Annotated in this window: 18 protein-coding genes and 1 pseudogene; 14 read left to right on the top strand and 5 right to left on the bottom strand. The window is 59.3% G+C overall.

Annotated features, from left to right (window positions below; translation table 11 throughout):
- Positions 1–198: 198 nt before the first annotated feature.
- From VMT30_01815 to mutM, 4 genes and pseudogenes are all read left to right on the top strand, one after another.
- Positions 199–444: pseudogene (locus VMT30_01815) on the top strand (transglycosylase family protein).
- Between the two features lie 116 nt (positions 445–560).
- The gene (gene polA / locus VMT30_01810) at positions 561–3,350 is read left to right on the top strand and encodes a DNA polymerase I (GenBank protein HVQ43680.1); all 2,790 of its coding nucleotides are present in this window, start codon (positions 561–563) and stop codon (positions 3,348–3,350) included.
- A 3-nt stretch (positions 3,351–3,353) separates the two neighbouring features.
- Positions 3,354–3,830, top strand: coding sequence for a hypothetical protein (locus tag VMT30_01805; protein ID HVQ43679.1), 477 nt, complete (start codon positions 3,354–3,356; stop codon positions 3,828–3,830).
- Between the two features lie 3 nt (positions 3,831–3,833).
- Entirely contained in the window at positions 3,834–4,706 is an 873-nt protein-coding gene (gene mutM, locus VMT30_01800; protein HVQ43678.1) for a bifunctional DNA-formamidopyrimidine glycosylase/DNA-(apurinic or apyrimidinic site) lyase, read from the top strand.
- 48 nt (positions 4,707–4,754) lie between these two features.
- On the opposite strand, the gene VMT30_01795 is transcribed toward mutM, so the two are convergent.
- Positions 4,755–5,195, bottom strand: a complete 441-nt coding sequence (locus tag VMT30_01795) for a hypothetical protein (GenBank protein ID HVQ43677.1) — start codon at positions 5,193–5,195, stop codon at positions 4,755–4,757.
- Between the two features lie 71 nt (positions 5,196–5,266).
- On the opposite strand from VMT30_01795, the gene holA reads away from it, so the two are divergent.
- Entirely contained in the window at positions 5,267–6,205 is a 939-nt protein-coding gene (gene holA, locus VMT30_01790) for a DNA polymerase III subunit delta (GenBank protein HVQ43676.1), read from the top strand.
- Here holA and VMT30_01785 read toward each other — a convergent pair.
- The 4 genes from VMT30_01785 to rpsT all read right to left on the bottom strand — a co-directional run bounded on the left by VMT30_01785 (position 6,199) and on the right by rpsT (position 8,340).
- Complete coding sequence (locus VMT30_01785; GenBank protein ID HVQ43675.1) at positions 6,199–6,411, bottom strand: hypothetical protein; 213 nt, start codon at positions 6,409–6,411, stop codon at positions 6,199–6,201. The two genes, holA and VMT30_01785, sit on opposite strands and share 7 nt — an antisense overlap.
- A 27-nt stretch (positions 6,412–6,438) precedes the next feature.
- On the bottom strand, positions 6,439–7,203 hold the full coding sequence (locus VMT30_01780) for an endonuclease/exonuclease/phosphatase family protein (GenBank protein ID HVQ43674.1): 765 nt from the start codon (positions 7,201–7,203) through the stop codon (positions 6,439–6,441).
- The gene (locus VMT30_01775; protein ID HVQ43673.1) at positions 7,200–7,802 is read right to left on the bottom strand and encodes a methyltransferase; all 603 of its coding nucleotides are present in this window, start codon (positions 7,800–7,802) and stop codon (positions 7,200–7,202) included. Before VMT30_01775 ends, VMT30_01780 begins: the two co-directional genes overlap by 4 nt.
- A 100-nt stretch (positions 7,803–7,902) precedes the next feature.
- Entirely contained in the window at positions 7,903–8,340 is a 438-nt protein-coding gene (rpsT, locus tag VMT30_01770; protein HVQ43672.1) for a 30S ribosomal protein S20, read from the bottom strand.
- A 130-nt stretch (positions 8,341–8,470) separates the two neighbouring features.
- Between rpsT and VMT30_01765 the strand changes: the two genes are divergently transcribed.
- The 9 genes from VMT30_01765 to VMT30_01725 all read left to right on the top strand — a co-directional run bounded on the left by VMT30_01765 (position 8,471) and on the right by VMT30_01725 (position 20,305).
- Entirely contained in the window at positions 8,471–9,814 is a 1,344-nt protein-coding gene (locus VMT30_01765) for a DHH family phosphoesterase (GenBank protein HVQ43671.1), read from the top strand.
- A gap of 5 nt (positions 9,815–9,819) precedes the next feature.
- On the top strand, positions 9,820–10,506 hold the full coding sequence (gene truB, locus VMT30_01760) for a tRNA pseudouridine(55) synthase TruB (protein HVQ43670.1): 687 nt from the start codon (positions 9,820–9,822) through the stop codon (positions 10,504–10,506).
- Positions 10,507–10,838: 332 nt separating this feature from the next.
- Positions 10,839–11,069, top strand: a complete 231-nt coding sequence (locus VMT30_01755; GenBank protein HVQ43669.1) for a DUF5999 family protein — start codon at positions 10,839–10,841, stop codon at positions 11,067–11,069.
- A gap of 239 nt (positions 11,070–11,308) precedes the next feature.
- On the top strand, positions 11,309–11,575 hold the full coding sequence (gene rpsO / locus VMT30_01750) for a 30S ribosomal protein S15 (GenBank protein ID HVQ43668.1): 267 nt from the start codon (positions 11,309–11,311) through the stop codon (positions 11,573–11,575).
- Positions 11,576–11,731: 156 nt separating this feature from the next.
- A complete protein-coding gene (locus VMT30_01745; protein ID HVQ43667.1) occupies positions 11,732–13,855 on the top strand; it encodes a polyribonucleotide nucleotidyltransferase in 2,124 nt (707 codons plus the stop codon).
- Between the two features lie 69 nt (positions 13,856–13,924).
- On the top strand, positions 13,925–14,503 hold the full coding sequence (locus VMT30_01740; protein HVQ43666.1) for a uracil-DNA glycosylase: 579 nt from the start codon (positions 13,925–13,927) through the stop codon (positions 14,501–14,503).
- A 75-nt stretch (positions 14,504–14,578) separates the two neighbouring features.
- Positions 14,579–16,798, top strand: a complete 2,220-nt coding sequence (locus tag VMT30_01735) for a ribonuclease J (GenBank protein ID HVQ43665.1) — start codon at positions 14,579–14,581, stop codon at positions 16,796–16,798.
- Between the two features lie 139 nt (positions 16,799–16,937).
- A complete protein-coding gene (locus VMT30_01730) occupies positions 16,938–19,157 on the top strand; it encodes a DNA translocase FtsK 4TM domain-containing protein (protein HVQ43664.1) in 2,220 nt (739 codons plus the stop codon).
- A 170-nt stretch (positions 19,158–19,327) separates the two neighbouring features.
- A complete protein-coding gene (locus tag VMT30_01725) occupies positions 19,328–20,305 on the top strand; it encodes a RodZ domain-containing protein (GenBank protein HVQ43663.1) in 978 nt (325 codons plus the stop codon).
- The last annotated feature ends 32 nt before the right edge of the window (positions 20,306–20,337 follow it).

The following is a 20,337-nucleotide window of genomic DNA, read 5'->3' as shown; positions in this document are numbered from 1 at the left end:
GTGCGGGCGACTGCGTCCGATCCGGGCTGGCTGCGTATCAGATATGGCGGGGAGATCTGCTATATCAGGGCCGTCGCCATCGGCCGGTCCAAGCCGCCTCCAATGGTGGTGCGGACGGCGCCGGCTAGCCCGGCGCAACCGGTATCGGTGGGGCTAGGGGCACCACCGCCACCACCTCCGGTCTCGCGCTCGGTGGGTGGTTCGGTCTGGGATCGGCTTGCTGGCTGCGAGTCTCGTGGCAACTGGCGCATCAATACCGGCAATGGGTTCTACGGCGGCCTGCAATTCACCCTCGGCACGTGGCTCGACTACGGCGGCGGTGCGTATGCGCCGCGGGCCGACCTGGCCAGCAAGTCGCAGCAGATCGCGGTGGCCGAACGGCTCCGCGCTGCTAAGGGCTGGAAGCCATGGCCGGGGTGCCGGCGCAAGCTCGGGTTGCCGTAGCGCGTCGAATCTAGCGCGGACATGATGCCGCATTAGATAGTGGCTCCCGGGGGTCGCATATAGCGGCGGCCTCCGGGGTCACGCCCAACACACGACGGGGCTGTATACTGGATTACATGAAGAAGCCATTATTGGTCTTGGTGGATGGGTCGGCGGTGTTTCACCGCGGGTACCACGCGATTCCGCATTTATCGACGCGCGATGGTACGCCTACCAACGCGGTGCTCGGGTTTGCCAACATTATGTTTAAGGTGATCGAGTCGTTGCAGCCGGCTTACGTGGTGGTGACCTGGGATAAATCGAGCAAAACGTTTCGCAACGAGCTTTATCCGGCGTACAAAGCTACGCGGGTGAAGCAGCCGGATGATCTGTACGCGCAGATTCCGACCACGCGTGAGCTGGTGGAGGCGCTGCGAATGCCGTGGGTGGAGCTGGAAAACTACGAGGCTGATGACATTATTGGCACGCTGGCGCGGCAGGCCGAGGAGCGCGGTGACTTGGAGATTGTGATCGCGACTGGCGACAAAGATCAGCTGCAGCTGATCGACAAGGCGACGGTGGTGGACATGTTTAACCCGCGCGGCTTGGAGCCAACGCGGTACGATTTGGCCAAAATGCAGGAGCGATATGGGCTGACGCCGCAGCAGTTTATTGATTACAAGGCGCTAGTAGGCGATGCGAGCGACAATATTCCGGGCGTGAAGGGGATTGGCGACAAGGGGGCGATCAAGCTGCTGGCGCTGTATCAGACCCTCGATGGGATTTATGAGCATGCGAATGAGATTGTGGGAAGCGTGGGTGAGAAATTGCGCGCTGAGAAGGAAATGGCTTACCTGAGCCGTAAACTGAGCGTAATTGTGTGTGATGCGCCGGTGAAGCTCGATCTGGATGCGGCTAAAGTGCGCCCGGGGGATTATGAAAAGCTGAGCGAGCTGTTTCGGCGACTGGAGTTTCGTAGCCTCATGAACAAGCTGCCGGAGCTCAAGCGCGAGGTGGCGGTGGCGAGCGGCGCGGTGGGGGAGGTGGCCGCGACGGGGCCGCTGACGCTGTTTGGCGATGAGGCCGGCCCGGCGAAGCCGCGGCGCGAGCATCTGGACGCGGTGAAGTACACGGCGGTGACGACGGAAGCGGCACTGGAGGAGCTGGCGAGCAAGCTCGAGCAGCAGCCGGTGTTTGCGTTTGATACCGAGACCACCTCGGTAGATACCATGAGTGCGGATTTGGTGGGTTTGAGCGTGGCGTTTACGGAAGGCGAGGCCTACTACGTGCCGGTGGGTCACGATGAGGGCGAGCAGTTGGCATCGGCGGTGGTGCTCGACCGGCTGCGGCCGGTGCTCGAGAACCTGGCGGTGGGCAAGACCGGCCATAACGTGAAGTTTGATTACGAGGTGTTGCGGCGGCATGGGATTCGGGTGCAGGGCATTGCGTTTGATACTATGATCGCGGCGTTTTTGCTCAATTCGGTGGGACGGTCGCAGTCGCTCGATGACTTGGCCTACAGCGAGCTGGGGATCGAAATGATTCCGATCTCGGAGATGATTGGCGTGGGCAAAGCACAGATTTCGTTTAACGGCACCAATATCGAGGAGGCGGCTACGTATGCGGCTGAGGACGCCGATATTTCGTGGCGGCTGTACGAGCGGCTCAAAGGCCAGCTGGAGCAGTGGCGCGAGGTGAATGAGTATGGCTGGAGCATGGAGCGGCTGGCCACGGAGGTAGAGTGGCCGATTGTGCCGGTGCTAGGTGAGATGGAGATCGCCGGTATCAAGCTCGATACGGAGGTGTTGGCGACGTTTGGCAAACGGCTCGAAAAGCGCATTGGGGAGCTCAAAGGCGAGATTTACGATCAGGCTGGTGAGGAATTTAACTTGGGCAGCCCGGCGCAGTTGGGGCAGATTTTGTACGGACGGTTGGCGCTGCCGGTGGCGGGGCTCAAGAAGGGCAAGACGGGGGTGTCGACGGCGGCGGATGTGCTCGAGAAGCTGCGCGGGGTGCACCCGATTATTCCACTGATTATGGAGTATCGTGAGCTCGATAAGCTCAAAAATACCTACGTGGACGCCTTGCCGGCACAGGTGGGAGCGGATGGCCGGGTGCACACGAGTTTTAGCCAAACGATTGCACAGACAGGACGGCTTTCGAGTACGAACCCGAATTTGCAGAATATTCCGGTGCGCACTGAGCTGGGGCGCGAGATTCGGACGGCGTTTGTGGCTCCAGAGGGTCGTGTGCTCGTGAGCGCTGATTATTCGCAGATCGAGCTGCGGGTGGCGGCGGCACTGGCGGGTGATCAAGACATGATCGCGACGTTTAAAGCGGGGATCGATTTGCATCAGCAAACGGCGGCGGAATTGTACGGTGTGCCGCTTGAGGAAGTCACAAAAGAGCAGCGAAGTGCCTCGAAAACGATCAATTTTGGGGTGTTGTATGGCATGAGCCCGCACGGGTTGAGTGTGGCTACGGGAATGGATGGTAAAGAAGCAGCTGGGTTTATTGAGCGGTACTTTGAGGTGCGGCCCAAGCTTAAGGAGTACATCGAGGCGACGAAGAAATTTGCCTATGACAAGCAATATACGGCGACGTTGTTTGGGCGTCGACGGGCTTGTCCGGAGGTGCGGTCGAGCAATTTTCAGATTCGCAGCTCGGCGGAGCGGGTGGCGGTGAATGTGCCGATTCAGGGGACGGCGGCGGATATTTACAAGTTGGCGATGATCGAGCTGGCGCGGCGGCTTGGCGACGACTGTGATCTGTTGCTGCAAATTCACGATGAGCTCATCGTGGAGGCGCCGGAGGCCAAGGGCGAACAGGTGGCGGCGTTGATGGCCGAGGTGATGAGCGGGGTGATTGATTTGGGCGTGCCATTGGCGGTGGATACGGCCGTGGGGAATAATTGGGGAGCGCTGTAGGCGATGGGCGAGCCAGACGAGATTCTGCAGGCCACCTGCCAAGAGATTGTGACGCTGGTGGCGACGGCGATTGATGCGGAATCCTCGGGTGAACTGCGCGTGATGCGGCTGCCGGGGGGTGCTGAGGTGGGCCGCCAGATGACGATTGACGCTACGGAGTCGGGTGGCCGGATGAATCGGTGCCATCTCTCGATTCTGAACGCTGATACGGCGCCGGCCGAGGAGGTGGTGCGGATCGAATATGAGCATGACAAGCAGGGTAAATTTGAGCAGCGCCGGGTGTATTCGGTGCAGAGTGTGCGGCGGCGAGGCGGCAAATTGGTGCTTCTCGAGAATTTCATCGCCGAGAACCCGGAAACGGTGCGCGAAGAGGATTTTCGGTCGATTACTTCGGATAGTTATGCGCGGACGGCGGTGAAGTCGGTTCAAGACTGGACGCGCTACCGGACATGGCAGCTTCAACAGACTAGGAAACGGTGACATATGCCGGAAGGACCGGAGGTAGAGACAATTCGGCGTGGGCTTGAGGTGAGCATTGTGGGCCAGACTATCGCGGACGTGGATGTGCGGTGGCCCGGCAGCCTCGTGGAGCCGGTGGGAGTGGCGCGTACGGTGATGCTGGGGGCGGTGGTGCGGCATGTGGCGCGCCGAGCGAAGGTGCTGCTGCTGGAGCTCGATCGCGGATACACGATGATGTTTCATTTGAAGATGACAGGCCAAATGGTGCTCGTGAAGGCAGATGGGGAGCGGTATGCTGGTGGGCATCCGTCTTTGAGCATGCGCGAGGCGCTGCCGGATGGGTCGACGCGGCTGGTGTTTGGGTTTGCTTCGGGCGATCGGCTGTTTTTCAACGACCAGCGCAAATTTGGCTGGATGAAGCTCGTGCCGACGGCCGAGGTGGGGCTGGATCCGTTGGTGGCGCGCCTGGGGCCGGAGGTGCTGTCGGCGGAATTTACGGCTGCGTATTTGGGTGATCAGCTGCGGCGACACGCGCGGGCGCCGGTGAAGGCGGTGATACTCGATCAGTCGACCGTGGGTGGCATTGGCAATATTTACGCCGACGAGTCGCTGCATTTGGCGCGGATTCATCCGGCGCGGCTGGCGGGTTCGCTGACGCTGCCCGAGGTGCGGCGGCTGCAGGCGGCGACGCGCGACATCATGACGGCGGGCATCGAGCATGGCGGCACGAGTTTTGCGCATTACGTGAATTCACTAGGCGGCACGGGGGATTACTTAGAGCACGCGCGGGTGTTTCGGCGGCAGGGATTGCCTTGCGCGGTGTGCGGCACGGTGATCGAGAAAATCCGGGTGGCTGGGCGGGGGACGCATGTGTGCCCGAAGTGCCAGCGATTATAGGTAGTAGGGTAGGCGGAAATACCTGACAAATTACATGCCTGCAAAATGTCAGGTATTTTTGGGAGAGGAATTAGCTAGCGGCAGCTTTGTATGTCGGAGTAACACGATCCCCGGTACTACTAAGATGAGAGCACTAATTGCGAATGCGAGGGCAGTGCTGCCTATTCTTAGGCCGGTGATGCCGGTATCGCAGAGGCAACCAAGGTCGGGATACTGGTAGGCCGCAAAGGTGATGATGAGGCTGGCCGCGGTGCCAACCGCTATTTGTTTGATGAGGTGCGGCCGAATATTTTGGTTGTTTTTGATGGCATTGAGAATCTGAGTATCGATGCCGATGGCGGCTATGAGGCAGCCGAGTAGCACCAGTGCGAGCAGACCGGTGGCAAATAGGAGGAGGAAGCCGAAGGCTAGACAAGCCAAGAGGCCCAGGATATTGGCGAGACGGTGAGCTTTGATATATTCGAAAGGATCGTCCAGCCCGAGCTTCATGGCTTTACGGTACGCGATTACGGCTTGGCGCACAATGGGGCATGGAAATCAGATGCGCTACACTATCTGGTATGACGTTATTTTTCTACGGCCCCAATACGTACGAGTTGCACCGGCAAATTCAGCAGATGGTGGAGGCTTACGTGGCGAAAGCGGGGGCGGATTTTGGCCTGGAGCGGGTGGAGGGGGCGACGATGCGGCCGCATGAGCTGACGGGTGTGCTGCAGGCCAGCCCGTTTTTGGCGAATTCGCGATTGGTGATTGTGGAAGGTTTGGCCCTTAACAAAGCCATTGGTGACAAGCTAGCCGGCATCATGGCCGGGGTGCCGGCCTCGACGGTGGCGGTGTTTGCCGACCGGGAGGTGGATCAGCGCACAACCGTGTTTAAGCAGCTGTCGAAGGCCGATAAGGTGGTGAAATTTGAGCCGCTGAGTGGCCCTAAGCTCCTGGGCTGGGTGCGGGCAGAGATTACGCGCCTTGGTGGCTCGGCCGAACCAGCGGTGATGCGCGAGCTGGTTGATATGGCCGGCGAGGATCAATGGCGGCTGAGCGGCGAGATCAACAAACTGGTGAATTATGATGCGGTGGTGACGGTGCAAAATGTGCGGGCGCTCGTGACGTCGAGCGTGGAGCAATCGATTTTTGAGCTGGTGGAGGCGATGACGGCCGGACGTACGGCGGCGGCATTGGCGGGTTATCGGGCGCTGTTGGAGCGGCGAGAGAGTGAAATTTATATCCTCACTATGGTGCAGTGGCAATTGCGCAACTTGCTGCTCGCCAAGAGTGCCCCGGCGGCCATGAGCCCAAACGAGCTGGCCAAAGCGGCTGGCATGAGTCCGTTTGTGGCCGGCAAAATGGCGGCGGTTCAGGATCGCATGAGTGAGGCGGCGCTGCGGAGTGCCTACCTAGCGGCGGCGGACTGCGAGTACGACGTCAAGACCGGCCGCGTGAAGGCCGATGTGGGCGTGGAGCAGCTGATTTACCGCGTGGCGGCGGGTGTGGCTCAGTAGCCGGCTTCGGCGTCGGCGACTTTGATCTCTTCGAGCAGGCTTTCCATGTCGGCGAGCAGGGTGGTGAGGTGTTGGAGCTCGCCTTTGGCCAGCCAGGCATTGCCGGGGGTAGTGCCGAAGTCGCGGAGGCCGGCGGTGTGCTCGCTTATCTCTTCGGCGAGTTCGAGCAGGCGCGCGCGGAGGGGATCGGTGGGTGTTTTTGCCATAGGCTATGAGTATATCAGGCGGGTTGGCTAGGCGTCGATTTCGGCGATGATGGCGCGGTGGTCGGAAACGAGACGGTCGGAGGCGTGCAGCGAGCTGACGGTGAGCTCGGGGTTCGTCAAAATATAGTCGCAAACAATGGGGGTGGACAGATAATGGGCGGCCGATAGGGAGGTGGTAATGGTGCCTGCAGTGGTAACTTGGTCGGTGAGACCGGTAGTTTCGAGGAATTGTTTCATGGCGGGGCTTTGGGGCGAGAGATTGAAGTCGCCGGTGACGATGACGGGGCCGGTGAGGCCGGCGACGAATTTGGCCACGAGCTGGAGCCGATGGGCTGAAGCATCGTCGCCGAGCGGCTGGTTTACCCAGTGGCCATGGTGGTTGATGAGGTTAATATTGGTCGAGCCGGCGTCTACCACTACGTGTTGGAAGTTGCGCGTGGCGTTGCTGTCGTAGGCCGCGAGGTGGTTTTGGGTGAGCGGTCCTGGTCCGCCGGTGTAGTGAACCGAGGCGTCGTGGAGGGGGTAGCGGGAGAGAATGGCGTTGCCGTATCCCAGCGGATGATCTGCCATCGTGAATGTGGTGCTGAGCGCAAAGTGAACATATTGGTATCCGCCGAGCTCGGCGATTCGCTCAACAGTGCGGAAATAATTCCAGGGTGAGGTGGGGGCAATTGGCTCGGGGTAGGTGTAAATTTCTTGGGCACAGATGATGTCGGGCGATTCGTGCTTGACGAGGTCGAGCAAGGGGCGCAGCAGGCGGCCCTGCCAGACGTTGATCTGGAGTAGTTTCATGCCATGTCTCCGGCGTCGGTTTTGACCGCCATGGCGGCGGTGTAGGTTTTGGACTGTTTGAGCTTAGAGTAATTGCCGAAAACGGCGGTGAGGTGGCGCTTCATGTACTCCTTGAGTCCGGAGACGGTGACGAGGTAGAGCCGGCCGCCGGGGTTGAGGTGAGCGTGGGCGTCGTGGAGGAATATTTGCAGTAACTCGGTGCCGATTTTGGCCGGTATGTTGGAGACGATGAGGTCGAATTTTTCGCTGGGCGGGACGTGCGCGAAGCCGTTGGATAGATAGGCCTGGGTGTTGGAGAGGTGGTTGAGCTGGGCGTTTTTGGCGGTGAATTCGATGGCGACGAAGTCTTTGTCCACGAGGTGTATTTGACCCTGGGGAGCCAATTTTGCGAGCGTGAGGCCAAGCGGCCCGTAGCCGCAGCCAAGGTCGAGCACGTGAGCGTTGGGCGCGATCTCGATATGGTTTAACAGGAGTACGGTGCCTTCATCGATGGCTTTGGGGCTGAAGAGGCCCCACGTGGAGTGGAAGGTGAGGGGTTGGCCGCGCAGCGTGGCTTGAAAGCTAATGTCTTGTTTGAGTTCGGGGATAGTCACAGCCATGTACTATAGCGCTACTTTGGGTTTACGCCAAGCCCTTGTCGATCTGGGCATCAGACAACAAAAAAGGGCCCGAAGGCCCTGGTTTTTGAAGAAGTCGAGATTATTTTTCGGTGGTCTTTTTCGCAGCTGGTTTTTTCGCAACGGGCTTTTTGGCAGCGGCGGGCTTGGCGGCAGCGGTTTTGGTGGCTGGAGCCTTCTTGGCCGCAGTTTTGGCGGTGGCGGCTTTTTTGCCGGCTCCCTTGGTGGTTTTGGCCTCGACAGGGGCTTTTTCGGCACCGCTGGCTTGGGCAACGGCGTGGGCTAGCGAGCTTTTGCGGCGGGCGGCAGTGTTTTTGTGGATGGTGTGCTTTTTGACGGCACGGTCAATTTCGGAGTAGGCGGCAGCCAGGCTGGTCTCGATGAGTTTGGTGTCGCCACCACCGAGCGCTGCCTGAAGAGCCGAAATGTCTTGTTTGACGGCACGCTTAACTTGCAGGTTGCGGCTGCGGCGAACGAGGGCTTGTTTAGCCCGCTTGATGGCGGATTTGATGATAGGCATGAAGGAGTTCCTAAAGTACCAAGAGAATATACCCGATTTTGGCTTACTTGTAAAGATATGGCTTCCCGTGCAGCCGAAGCATAAGCAAAACTATTGACAAATAGCCTCAAATGAGGTAGATTAGCAACCTATGGACTTAACTCCCAAACAACAGACGTCCGAAGCAATTCGCCAGGCTGAGACCATTTTGATCTTGACCGGCCAGCACCCGTCGGTTGACCAGGCGACGGCGGTTTTGGCGTTGGCGGCGATTTTGCGCAAATTTGGTAAGACGGTGACGCCAATCATTAGTGATAACCCTCCGGCTTCGGTGGCGGCGCTTGAGATGGGCACGGTGGAACGCGGCTTGGGTGGGTCGCGCGATTTCTTGCTGAAAGTGGACGTTTCGAAGGCTGAGGTTGATCAGCTGCGCTACGAAGTGGCTGAGAACAAGCTCAATATTCATTTGACGCCGTCTCGGGGTAGTTTTGCGCCGAGCGATGTGACGTTTGGCTATGGGGCGTTTCACTACGATCTGGCGATTGTGCTGGGCGTGCCGACGCGGGCGCGGATTGACCGGATTTACGAGCAGAATTTGGCGTCGTTTGAAACGATTCCGATGGTTAACCTCGACTTCCATCGTTCCAATGAAAACTACGCAGCGGTTAACTTGATCGAGCCGAATGCTTCGAGTTTGTGCGAAATGTTGGTGGCGCTGAGTGAAAGTTTGCAGAGCGGTATTATTGACGCCGAAATTGCGACGGCGCTGCTGATGGGGATTGTGGCTTCGACTGATCGTTTTACGGCTTCGCATACGAGCCCGAAGAGCTTGACGGTGGCGGCGCAAATGATGGCAGCGGGTGCTCGCCAACAGGCGGTGGTGCGGGCGCTGTATCGCGACGGTAAGTCTGAATCGCGGGGCGGCCAGGATCGGGGTGAGCGGTCTGGGGGTCAGGACCGAGGTGGTAATCAGGACCGCGGCGAGCGCAGTGGTGATCGCAATCGGCCCGAGCGTACCGCGGAGCGCCCTGCTGAGCGGAGTGAGCGTGCGCCCGAGCGGAGCAGTGAGCGTGCGCCCGAACGCGAGCGCACGGTTGAGCGTGCGGCGGCGCCGAGCCAGCCCGCCGCCGTGCGGCCGGCTGTGGCGGAATCAGCTCCGGCAGCCGCGGCAACTCAGGCATCGACGACGGTGGCCACGACTCCCGCGCCGGTGAGTACGCCGCCGACCTACGAACAACCAACGGCTGCGCCGGACCTGCCGATTATTCAGCCGAGTCACATTGAACTGAGCGAGCCGGAGTCGGCTCCGGCGCCCGTGCACGAGGCGCAGCTTGAGTTGGTGCGCGAAGCCACGCCCGTAGCCGCTGCCGCTCCGGCGCCTGTAGTCGTTGAGCGTCCGCAGGGTATGCCGGCGGCTGATTTTGCTGCGGCGGCCGAGATGTTTAATGTGGATCAACCGGCGACTGAGCCGCGGGCCGGACAAGGGGTTTCGTAGCGGCTTTGGAAGCCTCGACCCCGGAAATTAATGGGCTGCTTTTAATCGACAAGCCGGTTGGCTTGTCTTCATTTGATGTTATTCGGCGGCTGCGGCGGCAAACGGGGGTGCGCAAGATCGGTCATGCGGGCACGCTTGACCCGTTGGCGACCGGCATGATGCTGATGTTGTTTGGCGCGGCGTGCAAGCGGGCTGAGGTGCTGACAAAGCTCGATAAGCGCTACGTGGCGCAAATAACCCTGGGTGCTACTAGCAGCACCGGCGATGGCGAAGGCGAGAAGACGCTCGTGAGTGCGGCGGTACCTGATCGGGCCGCGGTGGCGACGGCGATCGCCCAGTTGACCGGGATGATCACGCAGACGCCGCCGGTGTATTCGGCGATCAAGATTGGGGGCAAGGAGGCGTACAAGCGAGCGCGGGCCGGCGAGACCGTGGTGATGCCGAGCCGGCAGGTGACGGTGTATGAGAATGTGCTGACTCGGTATGATTATCCGGTCGTGGAGCTGGAGGCCAAAGTGTCGAGCGGCACCTATATTCGGACGTTGGCGGAGGATTTGGGCGCGCTGCTCGAGACGGGGGCGTATCTTTCGGGCCTGGTGCGGACCGAGGTGGGGGAGTATCGCTTGACCGAGGCGCAGGATTTGGCCTTGGTGGAAGCGAAAAACGTTCGTTTGTATCTGAAAAACGTTTAGTTCCGAACGCAAAAAGGAGGTCTATGTAAATATTTCTACATATGGAGTAGAATCCAAGGTGGTTTATTGAATGTTGTGACAGAAATGGTTGACAAAAAAATATAAACGTGGTAACATGTAGTAATGATCGTTTGCTGATTGCTCTGCGGTAACGCAGGTCAGCCAGGAGACGACCGCCTCCGCACGAGACATTCTGCCCTGTACGTGCGGCCGCCCCCAAGATCTTTCACTTGATCGTGTATACAGCACAGCGCCAAACGAGCGTCTGCGGCCCCGCAGGGTTCGTTCCGTCCGCCGGTTCCGGGATTCGTCCTGGAGAAAAGAGGTACGAAATGTGCCAACACAACCCCACCTGCCCGCCGGCAGAGGCCCCCAACCGCGACCAAGCGGTCGTTGTCTCGGATCACATGGGTGATCAGGGATGGGCTACTCGTTGCAACGGCGTCGTGACCTTCGCGGATAATGGTGAGATTCTGCCGAGTGGCAAGGTCCTCGGACCGCCGCCGCTCGACGCTGCGTGGACCCCCAAGCCACCGCCACTCGCCGCTTCTTCGGCCGCCTAGCCAGCTGTACTACCGGTCATAACCCGTCCGACCCCCGCGCTCACAAGGCGCGCTGGTCGGGCGGGACCGACCCAAGTTCTGAATACCGCGGTCTTCAGAGTTTAGGTTCGGTCTCGATGGGTTGTGGCCAGAGCTGGCCGTACGGTAGGCTGAGAAATCGCTACGCGTAGGCCTTTTGATAGTGTCGTTGGCACGGGTACTTGATTAGATAGGTAAAAAGTGCTAATATCGATTGCGTTATGTTAAAACCTGAATCGAAAACCAAGGTTATTACAGGTCTACAGACCCACAAGAAGGACACCGGCTCGCCGGAGGTTCAGGTGGGTATTTTTACCGAGCAGATCAAAGAGCTTACAAAGCATCTCCAATTGCACAAAAAAGATGAGCACTCCCGCCGTGGTCTGCTCAAGATGGTGAGCAAGCGCCGCCGGTTGCTTGATTATCTCAACAAGCGTGATCCGTCGCGCTACCGGGATGTGCTCAAGAAGCTCGATCTGCGCCGCTAACACGCGGTATGGTACAATGTCCGCACATACCTCCAGGCTACGCTACCAATTAACGCGTGCGCGTCCGTGAGTATGTGTTAGAGCTTTGGGATGAATCTACCTTATGCGGTTGATCCCTTGTCCCTGGCACGTATGCGCAAGCCGTTAAGGAACTACATGAAACAAGAGATTATTCACCCGTTCGGGGGTAAAGCCCGGTCGTTTAAGACTGAGTTTGCCGGCCGGGAACTGACGATTGAGACCGGTAAAATGGGCTTTTTGGCCGATGGTGCCGTGACCGTGCGCTATGGCGATACGGTGGTGTTTGGTACGGCTGTGGTGAGCAATACGCCGCGCGATGGCGTGGATTTTTTCCCGCTGCTGATTGATTACGAAGAGCGGTTTTATGCTGCGGGTAAGATTTCGGGCAGCCGATTTATTAAGCGCGAGGGGCGGGCGAGCGAGCGCGCTACGCTGAGTGCGCGGTTGATCGACCGGCCGATTCGGCCGCTGTTTCCCAAGGGCTATCGGCACGATGTGCAGTCGGTGGCGATGGTGGTGAGCGCGGACCTGGAATTTGCGCCCAACATTATCGCGATGACGGCGGTGTCGATGGCGCTGAGCCTGAGCGGTGCGCCATTTGAGGGGCCGGTGGCAGGCGTGCGGATTGGTTTGGTGGATGATGAGCTGGTGGTATTCCCGAGCGAATCGCAGATGGCCGAGTCGAAGCTTGATTTGACTGTGGCTGGTACCAAAGACGCCATCATGATGGTGGAAGCGGGTGCCAATGAGGTGGATGAGGCGACGATGATTGCGGCGATCGAGCTGGCGCACAAAAGCATTCAGCCGCTGATTGAGCTGCAGGAGAAGATCGCCAAAGAGCTGGGGGCGAAGGAAAAGCCGTATGAGCTCGTGCTGGCCAACGAGGAGTTGGTGGCGTCGATCAAGCACTTTTTGGACGGCAAATTGGGGCCGGCGGTGCGGCACCAGGATCACTATGCGCGGCATGATGCTCTGCGCAACCTGGAAGGTGAGACAGTGACGCAATTTGGCGAAAACTATGAGCACAGTGATATTGAGGTGGCATTCCGGAAGGTGATGGATTACGAAATTCGCCGGGCGATTTTGGAAGACGGCGAGCGACCCGATGGGCGCAAGACCACCGAAGTGCGACCGATTTCGAGCCAGGTTGGCTTGCTACCGCGCACGCATGGTTCGGCGTTGTTTACGCGCGGGAGCACGCAGGTGCTCAACGTGACGACGCTGGCGAGCACGAGCTACGCGCAGCTCATCGACACGATGGAAGAAGACACCACCAAGCGCTACATGCACCACTACAATGCGCCGGGTTACTCGGGTGGCGAGGTGAAGCCGATGCGCTCGCCGGGCCGCCGCGAGATTGGCCACGGGGCGCTGGCGGAGCGAGCGTTGCTGCCGGTGATTCCGACCGTGGAGGATTTTCCATACACGATTCGCACGGTGAGCGAGGTAATTAGCCAGAACGGCTCGAGCTCGATGGCGAGCGTGTGCGGCTCGACGCTGAGCCTCATGGACGCGGGTGTGCCGATTCGCAAGCCGGTGGCGGGTATTGCGATGGGGCTCGTGACGGATCACGAGAAAGCCGGGAAATACGTGATTTTGAGCGATATTCAGGGTGCCGAGGATTTTGCCGGCGACATGGACTTCAAGGTGGCGGGTACCAAAGACGGCATTACGGCGCTGCAGATGGACATCAAGGTGAAGGGGATTACCCCGGAAATTATGAGTAAAGCACTTGCTCAAGCCAAAACTGGACGTGAGCACATCATGACCCGCATGATGGAAGTGCTCGATGCCCCGCGCGGGGAAATGAGCGAGTACGCGCCGCGGATTTCGAAGCTGATGATTAATCCCGAGAAGATCAAGGATGTGATTGGCAAGGGTGGTGAGACGATTAACCGGATTATTGCCGAGACCGGGGTGGAGATCGACATCGAGGATTCGGGGCTCGTAATGATTGCCTCCACCGACGCTGACGGCGCTGAGCGGGCGATTGCGATCATCCGCGGCCTTACCGAGGATCCGGAGGTGGGTACGATTTACGAGGGAACCGTGGTGAAGCTTATGGAATTCGGCGCGTTCGTGAACGTTTTGCCGGGCAAAGACGGCCTGGTGCACGTGTCGCAAATGAGCGACAAGCGCGTGGAAAAAGTTTCGGATGTGGTAAAATTGGGCGACAAGGTGCGCGTGAAGCTGCTCGAGATCGACGGCCAGGGACGATTGAATTTGAGTATGAAAGCGGTAGGCGACCAGCACAGTTAGGTTGCTGGGGTGCGAGGCCTCTCGAATCCATCGAGAGGCTGGAGGGCCGCAGCAAAATAAACGGGTAGTATGCAGGACAAACAAGCAGACAAGGCAGAGCAACTGGCGCAGATCGCTCAAGCGATTGAGCAGGATGGGGTGACCCCACATTTGAAGCAAACGGCAACGCAGTTGGTGTTTGGGGTGGGGAGTCCGACGGCCGAGCTGATGTTTGTGGGTGAAGCGCCAGGCAAGAATGAGGATTTGCAGGGGGAGCCGTTTGTGGGTGCGGCCGGTAAATTCTTGAACGAGATGCTAGCCTCGATTGGTTTGAAGCGGTCGGATATTTACATCAGCAATATCGTGAAGTACCGGCCGCCCGATAATCGGGACCCGACGCCGGAAGAGATTGCGGCATTTGTGCCCTATTTGCAGCGTCAAATTGAAGTGATCGGGCCGAAGCTGGTCGTGTTTTTGGGACGGCACTCGATGAGCGTGTTTTTGCCCGAGCTGCGGATAAGTCAGGCGCATGGGAAGCCGGTGCGCAAGGGTGGGCAGGTGTACCTGCCGCTGTTTCATCCGGCGGCGGCGCTGTACAACCCGGCGATGCGTGAGACGCTCCTGGCGGATTTTGCCTTGATACCGGCCATTTTGAAGAAGATAGGGTAGTGGCTGGAATTTTTTTGCAATTATTTTGAATAACAATTTGGCTAGCCTAGGGCGGCCAAAACGAAAGGACCTTCATTGGAACCAAATAATACCAATAACGACAACAAAACTCCGCAGCGGCCAGTGCCGCCGCTGGTAAACCCGGTGGCGGGTAACGCGCCTCGGCGGCCCGTGAACACGGCGCCGACGGGTGGCGGATTGCCGCCGGTAGCGCCGCGGTCGGCTGATCGGCCAGTGGCCGCTCGGCCGCCGGCGGCCGCCCGCGTGCCGCTGACTTCGCGGCCGAACGTGGCCGCGCAGCTGGCCTCGGTGCAGCCGGCGGGTGGCGCTGCTGCGGCGCGGCCGCAACAGCCGAGCGGCGGCAAGCCGGCGGCGGGCGGCGGTGGCCAACGTTCGGGCGGTGGAGGCGGCGGTGGCGGTGGCCGGGGCGGACGCCGTCGCGGCCAGTCGCAGGTGCCCAACCACACCGACCTGGTGCCGGCGCTCGATACGATGCCGGTGAACAAGAGCGTGTTTAACGGTGCTAGCGGCAAGCAGCAAACCAAGCAGCGGGGTGCGCAGGCTGCTCAAGCCGACCGCGGGCCGGCCAATCAGGTGACGCACGAGCAAAAACTCAAGGTGATTCCGCTGGGCGGCTTGGGTGAGGTGGGCAAAAACATGATGGCCATCGAATTTGGTAACGATATTATTACGATCGATATGGGCTTTATGTTCCCCAATCCGGGGAAATTTCCGGGGGTAGATTATACGATTCCGGATGTGAGCTACCTAGTGAAGAACAAGCACAAGATTCGCGGACACGTGCTGACGCATGCGCATGAGGATCACATGGGCGGCATTCCGTTCATTTTGCCGCAGCTGCCGGCGCCGATTTATACGGCGCGGTTTAGTGCGGGGATGGTGGAGAAGAAGCTGGTGGAATACCATTTGCAGACGCAGCCGCAGCTGCGCGTGATGGATCCGGATAAGCACGAGAAGGTGCAGATTGGGGCGTTTACGCTCGAAATGGTGCGTGTGACGCATTCGATTCCGGATGCCTGCGCCGTGGTGATCACGACGCCGGTGGGCAAGATCATCAACACGGGCGACTGGCGGTTTGACCCGACGCCGGTGGATGGTAAGCTGGCCGACTTTGCGCGGCTCAAGGAGTTGGGGGCCGAAGGCGTGCTGCTGCTCATGAGCGACAGTACGTCGTGCGAGTATTTGGGCCACTCGAAGAGCGAGGCCGAGATTGAGCCGACATTCCACGAGGTGTTTAATCGGCAGGACGGGCGGATTATTTTGGCGAGTTTTTCGAGCCAGATCAACCGTATTCAGCTGGTGATTAATGCTACGGCGGCGGTGGGCCGCAAGATTGCGTTCGTGGGCCGCTCGATGCTGGCCAACGTGGAGCTGGCGATTAAGCTTGGCTATCTCAAGATCCCGGCAGGCCTTGTGGTGCGGGTGCAGGACGTAGTGAACTTACCGGACAACAAAGTGGTGATCATGTGTACGGGCTCACAAGGCGAAGAAAATTCGGCTTTGACGCGCATGGGCACGGGCGATCACCAAAACATCAAGATCAAGCCCGGCGACACCGTGGTGTTTAGCTCGAGTATTATCCCGGGCAACGACCGCTCGGTGACGAGCTCGATCGACGCTTTGATGCGCGAGGGGGCCAAGGTGGTGCACCATGTGTTCCGCGATCTGGATGGATTGGGGCCGCTGCATGTGGGTGGTCACGCGTACCAGGATGAGATCAAAGAGATGATTGCGATGGTGAAGCCGAAGTACTTCATGCCGATTCACGGTGAATTCCATATGATGGTGCGCAATGCTGAAATCGCGCTCAACGAAGGTATGGCATCGGACAATATCTTTGTGATGGACAATGGCGACGTGTTGGAGATTACACCCAACCGGGCGCAGAAGGGCGCTCGCGTGCCGGCGGGGGTAGTAGTGATCGACGGCGCTGGTATCGGCGACGTGGAGGGAGTGGTGCTGCGTGACCGCATTGCGATGGGTAATGACGGCGTGTTTATGATTATCGCTACCGTGAGTCGTAAAACTGGCCGGATGGTGAGCAGCCCGGACATTATTTCGCGCGGTTTCATTTACATGAAAGAAAATGAGGAGCTGATCGGCAAGGCTCGTACGGAGATTCGCAAAGCCTTCGAGAAACGAGCGGTGGGCGGCAATCCGAGCCGTGAGGATTGGGCGAAGTTTAAGCTGCGATTGCGCGATGACATTGGCGATTTGCTCTACAGCAAGACCAAACGGTCGCCGATGGTGCTGCCGGTGATCAACGAAGTGTAGTAATGGGTGATTGAATGCCTTTGCGAAGCAAAATACGGGGTGATGCCGAGCGTAAGAATTTTGAACACCAAATTAATTCGGTGAGGGTATGGCGACTGGCTGATTGATTGTCCTTATGGTCTGATATAATGGGTGGGATATGGCAGCCAAGAAGACTTCTACCAAGACCAAGCGCAAAGCTACGACCCGGCGGTCGCGGGCGAAGGCGGCCAAATTGTCGCCTGAGGCGCGGCGAGAGATTTCGTCGGTAGTGCTGGGGCTGCTGGCGCTGTTGCTGGCGTTTGCGTGTTTTAATTTTGGCGGGTCGCTCGTGACGGGTATGTTCCACGGCTTGCGGGTTGGGATCGGCTATAGCGCCTACGTGTTGCCGGTGATTTTTGGGGCTTTGGCGTGGATGTTGTTTCAGCCGGATAAGTATGCGGTGAAGGGGCTGAATTATTTTGGGTTTTTGGGCTTGGTGGCGAGTTTATCGGCACTGTGTCATTTGTTGATAGGCCGGGCTGACGCGCAGCTGGCAGCTATGGGCGGGTACGGCGGCGGGTACCTGGGGTACGCCATTAGCATGTGGATGCTGACGTTGCTCAACGGGGTGGCAGCGGCGATTGTGCTGGTGGCATTGCTGGCGATTTTCTTGATTTTGGCGACCAATACCAATCTGAAGGCGTTGTTTACGGCGATTTTGAGTGGGTTTACGCGCGAGGGCAAGGCGGTAGACGACGATGAGGCGGCTGGTGGTAAGCAGCCGGAGCTGCAGCTGAAGGTGAACGATAACTCGGGTGCGTCGATGACGGCGTTGCCGGTGCGGGGTGATTTGAACCTAGGCGGGGGGGGGTTCAAGAAGCCGGCGCCGGCTGCCGCTGAGGCGCCGCAAGAGGCGCTGACGGCTAATTCGGAGGAGGCCTGGGAGGCGCCGAGTTTGGATTTGTTGCAGGCTACGAGCACCAAGGCGGATGCGGGGGACGTGAATGCGAATGCCAAGACGATTGCGTCGACGATGGAGAGCTTTGGGATTAACGTGACGATGGGCGAGGTGAACGTGGGGCCGACGGTGACACAGTACACGTTTATTCCGCCGGCGGGGGTGAAGCTCAATAAGATTACGGGGTTGGATACGAATCTGGCACTGAGCTTGGCGGCGCATCCGATTCGCATTGAGGCGCCGATTCCGGGCAAGAGCGCGGTGGGGGTGGAGATCCCAAATAAGAAGATTGCGACAGTGCGGCTGCGGGATGTGCTGAGCGCGCCCGAAATTGAATCGCAAAAGGCGCCGCTGACATTTGTGCTGGGGCGCGATGTGAGTGGCACGCCGATGAGCTCGGACCTAGCGGCGATGCCGCATCTTTTGATCGCGGGGGCGACGGGTTCGGGTAAATCGGTGATGATTAACGCGTTGCTGACGAGTTTGCTGTACCGGAATTCGCCGGCGGATATGAAGCTGATACTGGTGGACCCGAAGCGGGTGGAGTTGGGGTTGTACAACGATATTCCGCATTTGTTGACGCCCGTGATCGTGGAGCCGGAGAAGTGTATTTCGGCACTGAAATGGGCGGTGGCGGAGATGGAGCGACGGTATAAACTGCTGGCCGAGGTGGGCAACCGTAACATCGTGGAGTACAACACTTCGCACAAAGGCGAGGCGATGCCGTACATCGTGATTGTGATCGATGAGCTGGCGGACTTGATGGTGCTGGCGGCGGCGGATGTGGAGAGTTTGATCGTGCGGTTGGCGCAGATGGCGCGGGCGGTGGGCATTCACCTAGTGCTGGCCACGCAGCGGCCGAGCGTGGACGTGATTACGGGCATCATCAAGGCGAATATTCCGGCGCGGTTGGCGTTTAGTGTGGCGAGCCAGATTGATTCGCGGACGATTTTGGACCAGATGGGGGCGGAGAAGCTGCTAGGTAAGGGCGATATGTTGTTCTCGAGCCCGGAGTACATTAAACCGCGGCGTATTCAAGGGGTGTACATTGACGAGAAGGAAACGAAGGCGGTGACGGATTATTTGCGCTCGGCGCGGGCGCCGCAGTACAACGACGAGGTGCTGGCGCAGAAGGTGTCGCTGGGCGGCGGGCGCAGCGGGGGCGGGGGCGATCTGGGTGAGCCGGACGACGATATGTTTGACGAGGCGGCGGAGGCGGTGTTTCGGGCCGGGAAGGCATCGGCCTCGATGTTGCAGCGGCGGTTGAGGATTGGGTATGCGCGGGCGGCGCGGCTGCTGGATTTGCTGGAGGAGCGGGGGATCATTGGGCCGGCAGATGGGGCGCGGCCGCGCGATGTGTTGATTTCGAGCTTGGATCAGGTTCAGGGTGGCGGCGGTGGTGGTGAGGCGATGCGGCCGGCGGAGCCGTATGAGGAGTAGGCTGTGGCTTGGCTCCGGCCATAAACCCTAGCCTTGCTCGCGAACTCATCCCCTTTGCTTGGTGGATGCGTGGTTTTGTCTGGCGTTCGCGGCGGCTAGGGTTTATGGCCTGCGCTCGACGCGCTGAGGCGGCTGGCGCTCTACCTGTTGTTTAGCTGTAGAATGGAATTATGCGGGAAGATACGAAGCGGCCTGAGACGGGTCAGGAATTACACGTGGGCCAGCAGCTCAAGGCCCGGCGGCAGGCGTTGCGGCTGAGTTTGGCGCAGGTGGAGGTTGATACGAAAATTCGGGGTAAGTTCCTGACGGCGCTGGAGTCGGGGGATTATTCGAGTTTGCCGAATGATATTTATTCGCGGGGATTTGTGCAGCACTATGCGAGCCATTTGGGGCTGGATGGAGTGCATGTGGCGGCGGATTATGTGCGGGAGCGTGGTGGTGTGGCGCAGGCTGATACCAAGCGGCCGCAGCTGGAGCGGGCGCCGCGGTTGGTGTTTACGGGTAAATTGGCTGCGGTGGGGGGTGTGCTCGTGGTGGCGGCGAGCGTACTGTGGTATCTGTTGTGGCAATTTTCGGCCTTGGCGTCGGCGCCGGGCTTGACGGTGAACTCGCCGGAATCTGATGTGGTGCTGACCGGCGCGGTGGTGAATGTGGCGGGGCATACTACGCCCGGGGCTGACGTGAGCGTGAACGAGTCGCCGGTGCTGACCGATACGGATGGTAACTTTAGCGAAAAGGTGGCGTTGCAAGACGGGGTGAATGCGATCAAGGTGGTGGCGCGGAGCAAGCTGGGTAAGAGCAGCGTGGTGATGCGCAATGTGCTGGCTAAACTGCCCAAGATGAGTGCGGCTGAGGCGGTAGTGCCGGCGGCGGTGTTCGACGGAGTGGCGGTGGTGGTGAGTGTGAGTGAGACGACGTCGATTGTGGTGCTCGTGGACGGGGCCGAGGCGTTTCGGGGGACCTTTGTGGCGGGCAAGAGTTTGGTGTTTACGGGTAAGGTGGATGTGAACGTTACGACCGGCAATGCTGGTGCCACGAGCCTCACAGTGACGAACGCGGCGGGGGCGGGTAAGCGGCTGAGCCCGTTGGGCAAAGAGGGTGAGATTCGGCGCAATCAGGATTTTGCGAAGGATACGGTGATTCCTTAGGGTTCATGCGGCTTGATTTGTGCTAAACTGGG

This window comes from Candidatus Saccharimonadia bacterium, from assembly GCA_035544015.1.
GTDB lineage: Bacteria > Patescibacteriota > Saccharimonadia > UBA4664 > UBA4664 > UBA5169.
The sequence above is the reverse complement of the archived record's forward strand: the minus strand, read 5'-3'. Positions and strand labels throughout refer to the sequence as shown.

Coding starts and splice junctions, on each gene's coding strand:
- polA (HVQ43680.1), top strand. CDS start 561: ATGAAGAAGCCATTATTGGTCTTGGTGGATGGGTCGGCGGTGTTTCAC.
- VMT30_01805 (HVQ43679.1), top strand. CDS start 3,354: ATGGGCGAGCCAGACGAGATTCTGCAGGCCACCTGCCAAGAGATTGTG.
- mutM (HVQ43678.1), top strand. CDS start 3,834: ATGCCGGAAGGACCGGAGGTAGAGACAATTCGGCGTGGGCTTGAGGTG.
- VMT30_01795 (HVQ43677.1), bottom strand. CDS start 5,195: ATGAAGCTCGGGCTGGACGATCCTTTCGAATATATCAAAGCTCACCGT.
- holA (HVQ43676.1), top strand. CDS start 5,267: ATGACGTTATTTTTCTACGGCCCCAATACGTACGAGTTGCACCGGCAA.
- VMT30_01785 (HVQ43675.1), bottom strand. CDS start 6,411: ATGGCAAAAACACCCACCGATCCCCTCCGCGCGCGCCTGCTCGAACTC.
- VMT30_01780 (HVQ43674.1), bottom strand. CDS start 7,203: ATGAAACTACTCCAGATCAACGTCTGGCAGGGCCGCCTGCTGCGCCCC.
- VMT30_01775 (HVQ43673.1), bottom strand. CDS start 7,802: ATGGCTGTGACTATCCCCGAACTCAAACAAGACATTAGCTTTCAAGCC.
- rpsT (HVQ43672.1), bottom strand. CDS start 8,340: ATGCCTATCATCAAATCCGCCATCAAGCGGGCTAAACAAGCCCTCGTT.
- VMT30_01765 (HVQ43671.1), top strand. CDS start 8,471: ATGGACTTAACTCCCAAACAACAGACGTCCGAAGCAATTCGCCAGGCT.
- VMT30_01755 (HVQ43669.1), top strand. CDS start 10,839: ATGTGCCAACACAACCCCACCTGCCCGCCGGCAGAGGCCCCCAACCGC.
- rpsO (HVQ43668.1), top strand. CDS start 11,309: ATGTTAAAACCTGAATCGAAAACCAAGGTTATTACAGGTCTACAGACC.
- VMT30_01745 (HVQ43667.1), top strand. CDS start 11,732: ATGAAACAAGAGATTATTCACCCGTTCGGGGGTAAAGCCCGGTCGTTT.
- VMT30_01740 (HVQ43666.1), top strand. CDS start 13,925: ATGCAGGACAAACAAGCAGACAAGGCAGAGCAACTGGCGCAGATCGCT.
- VMT30_01730 (HVQ43664.1), top strand. CDS start 16,938: ATGGCAGCCAAGAAGACTTCTACCAAGACCAAGCGCAAAGCTACGACC.
- VMT30_01725 (HVQ43663.1), top strand. CDS start 19,328: ATGCGGGAAGATACGAAGCGGCCTGAGACGGGTCAGGAATTACACGTG.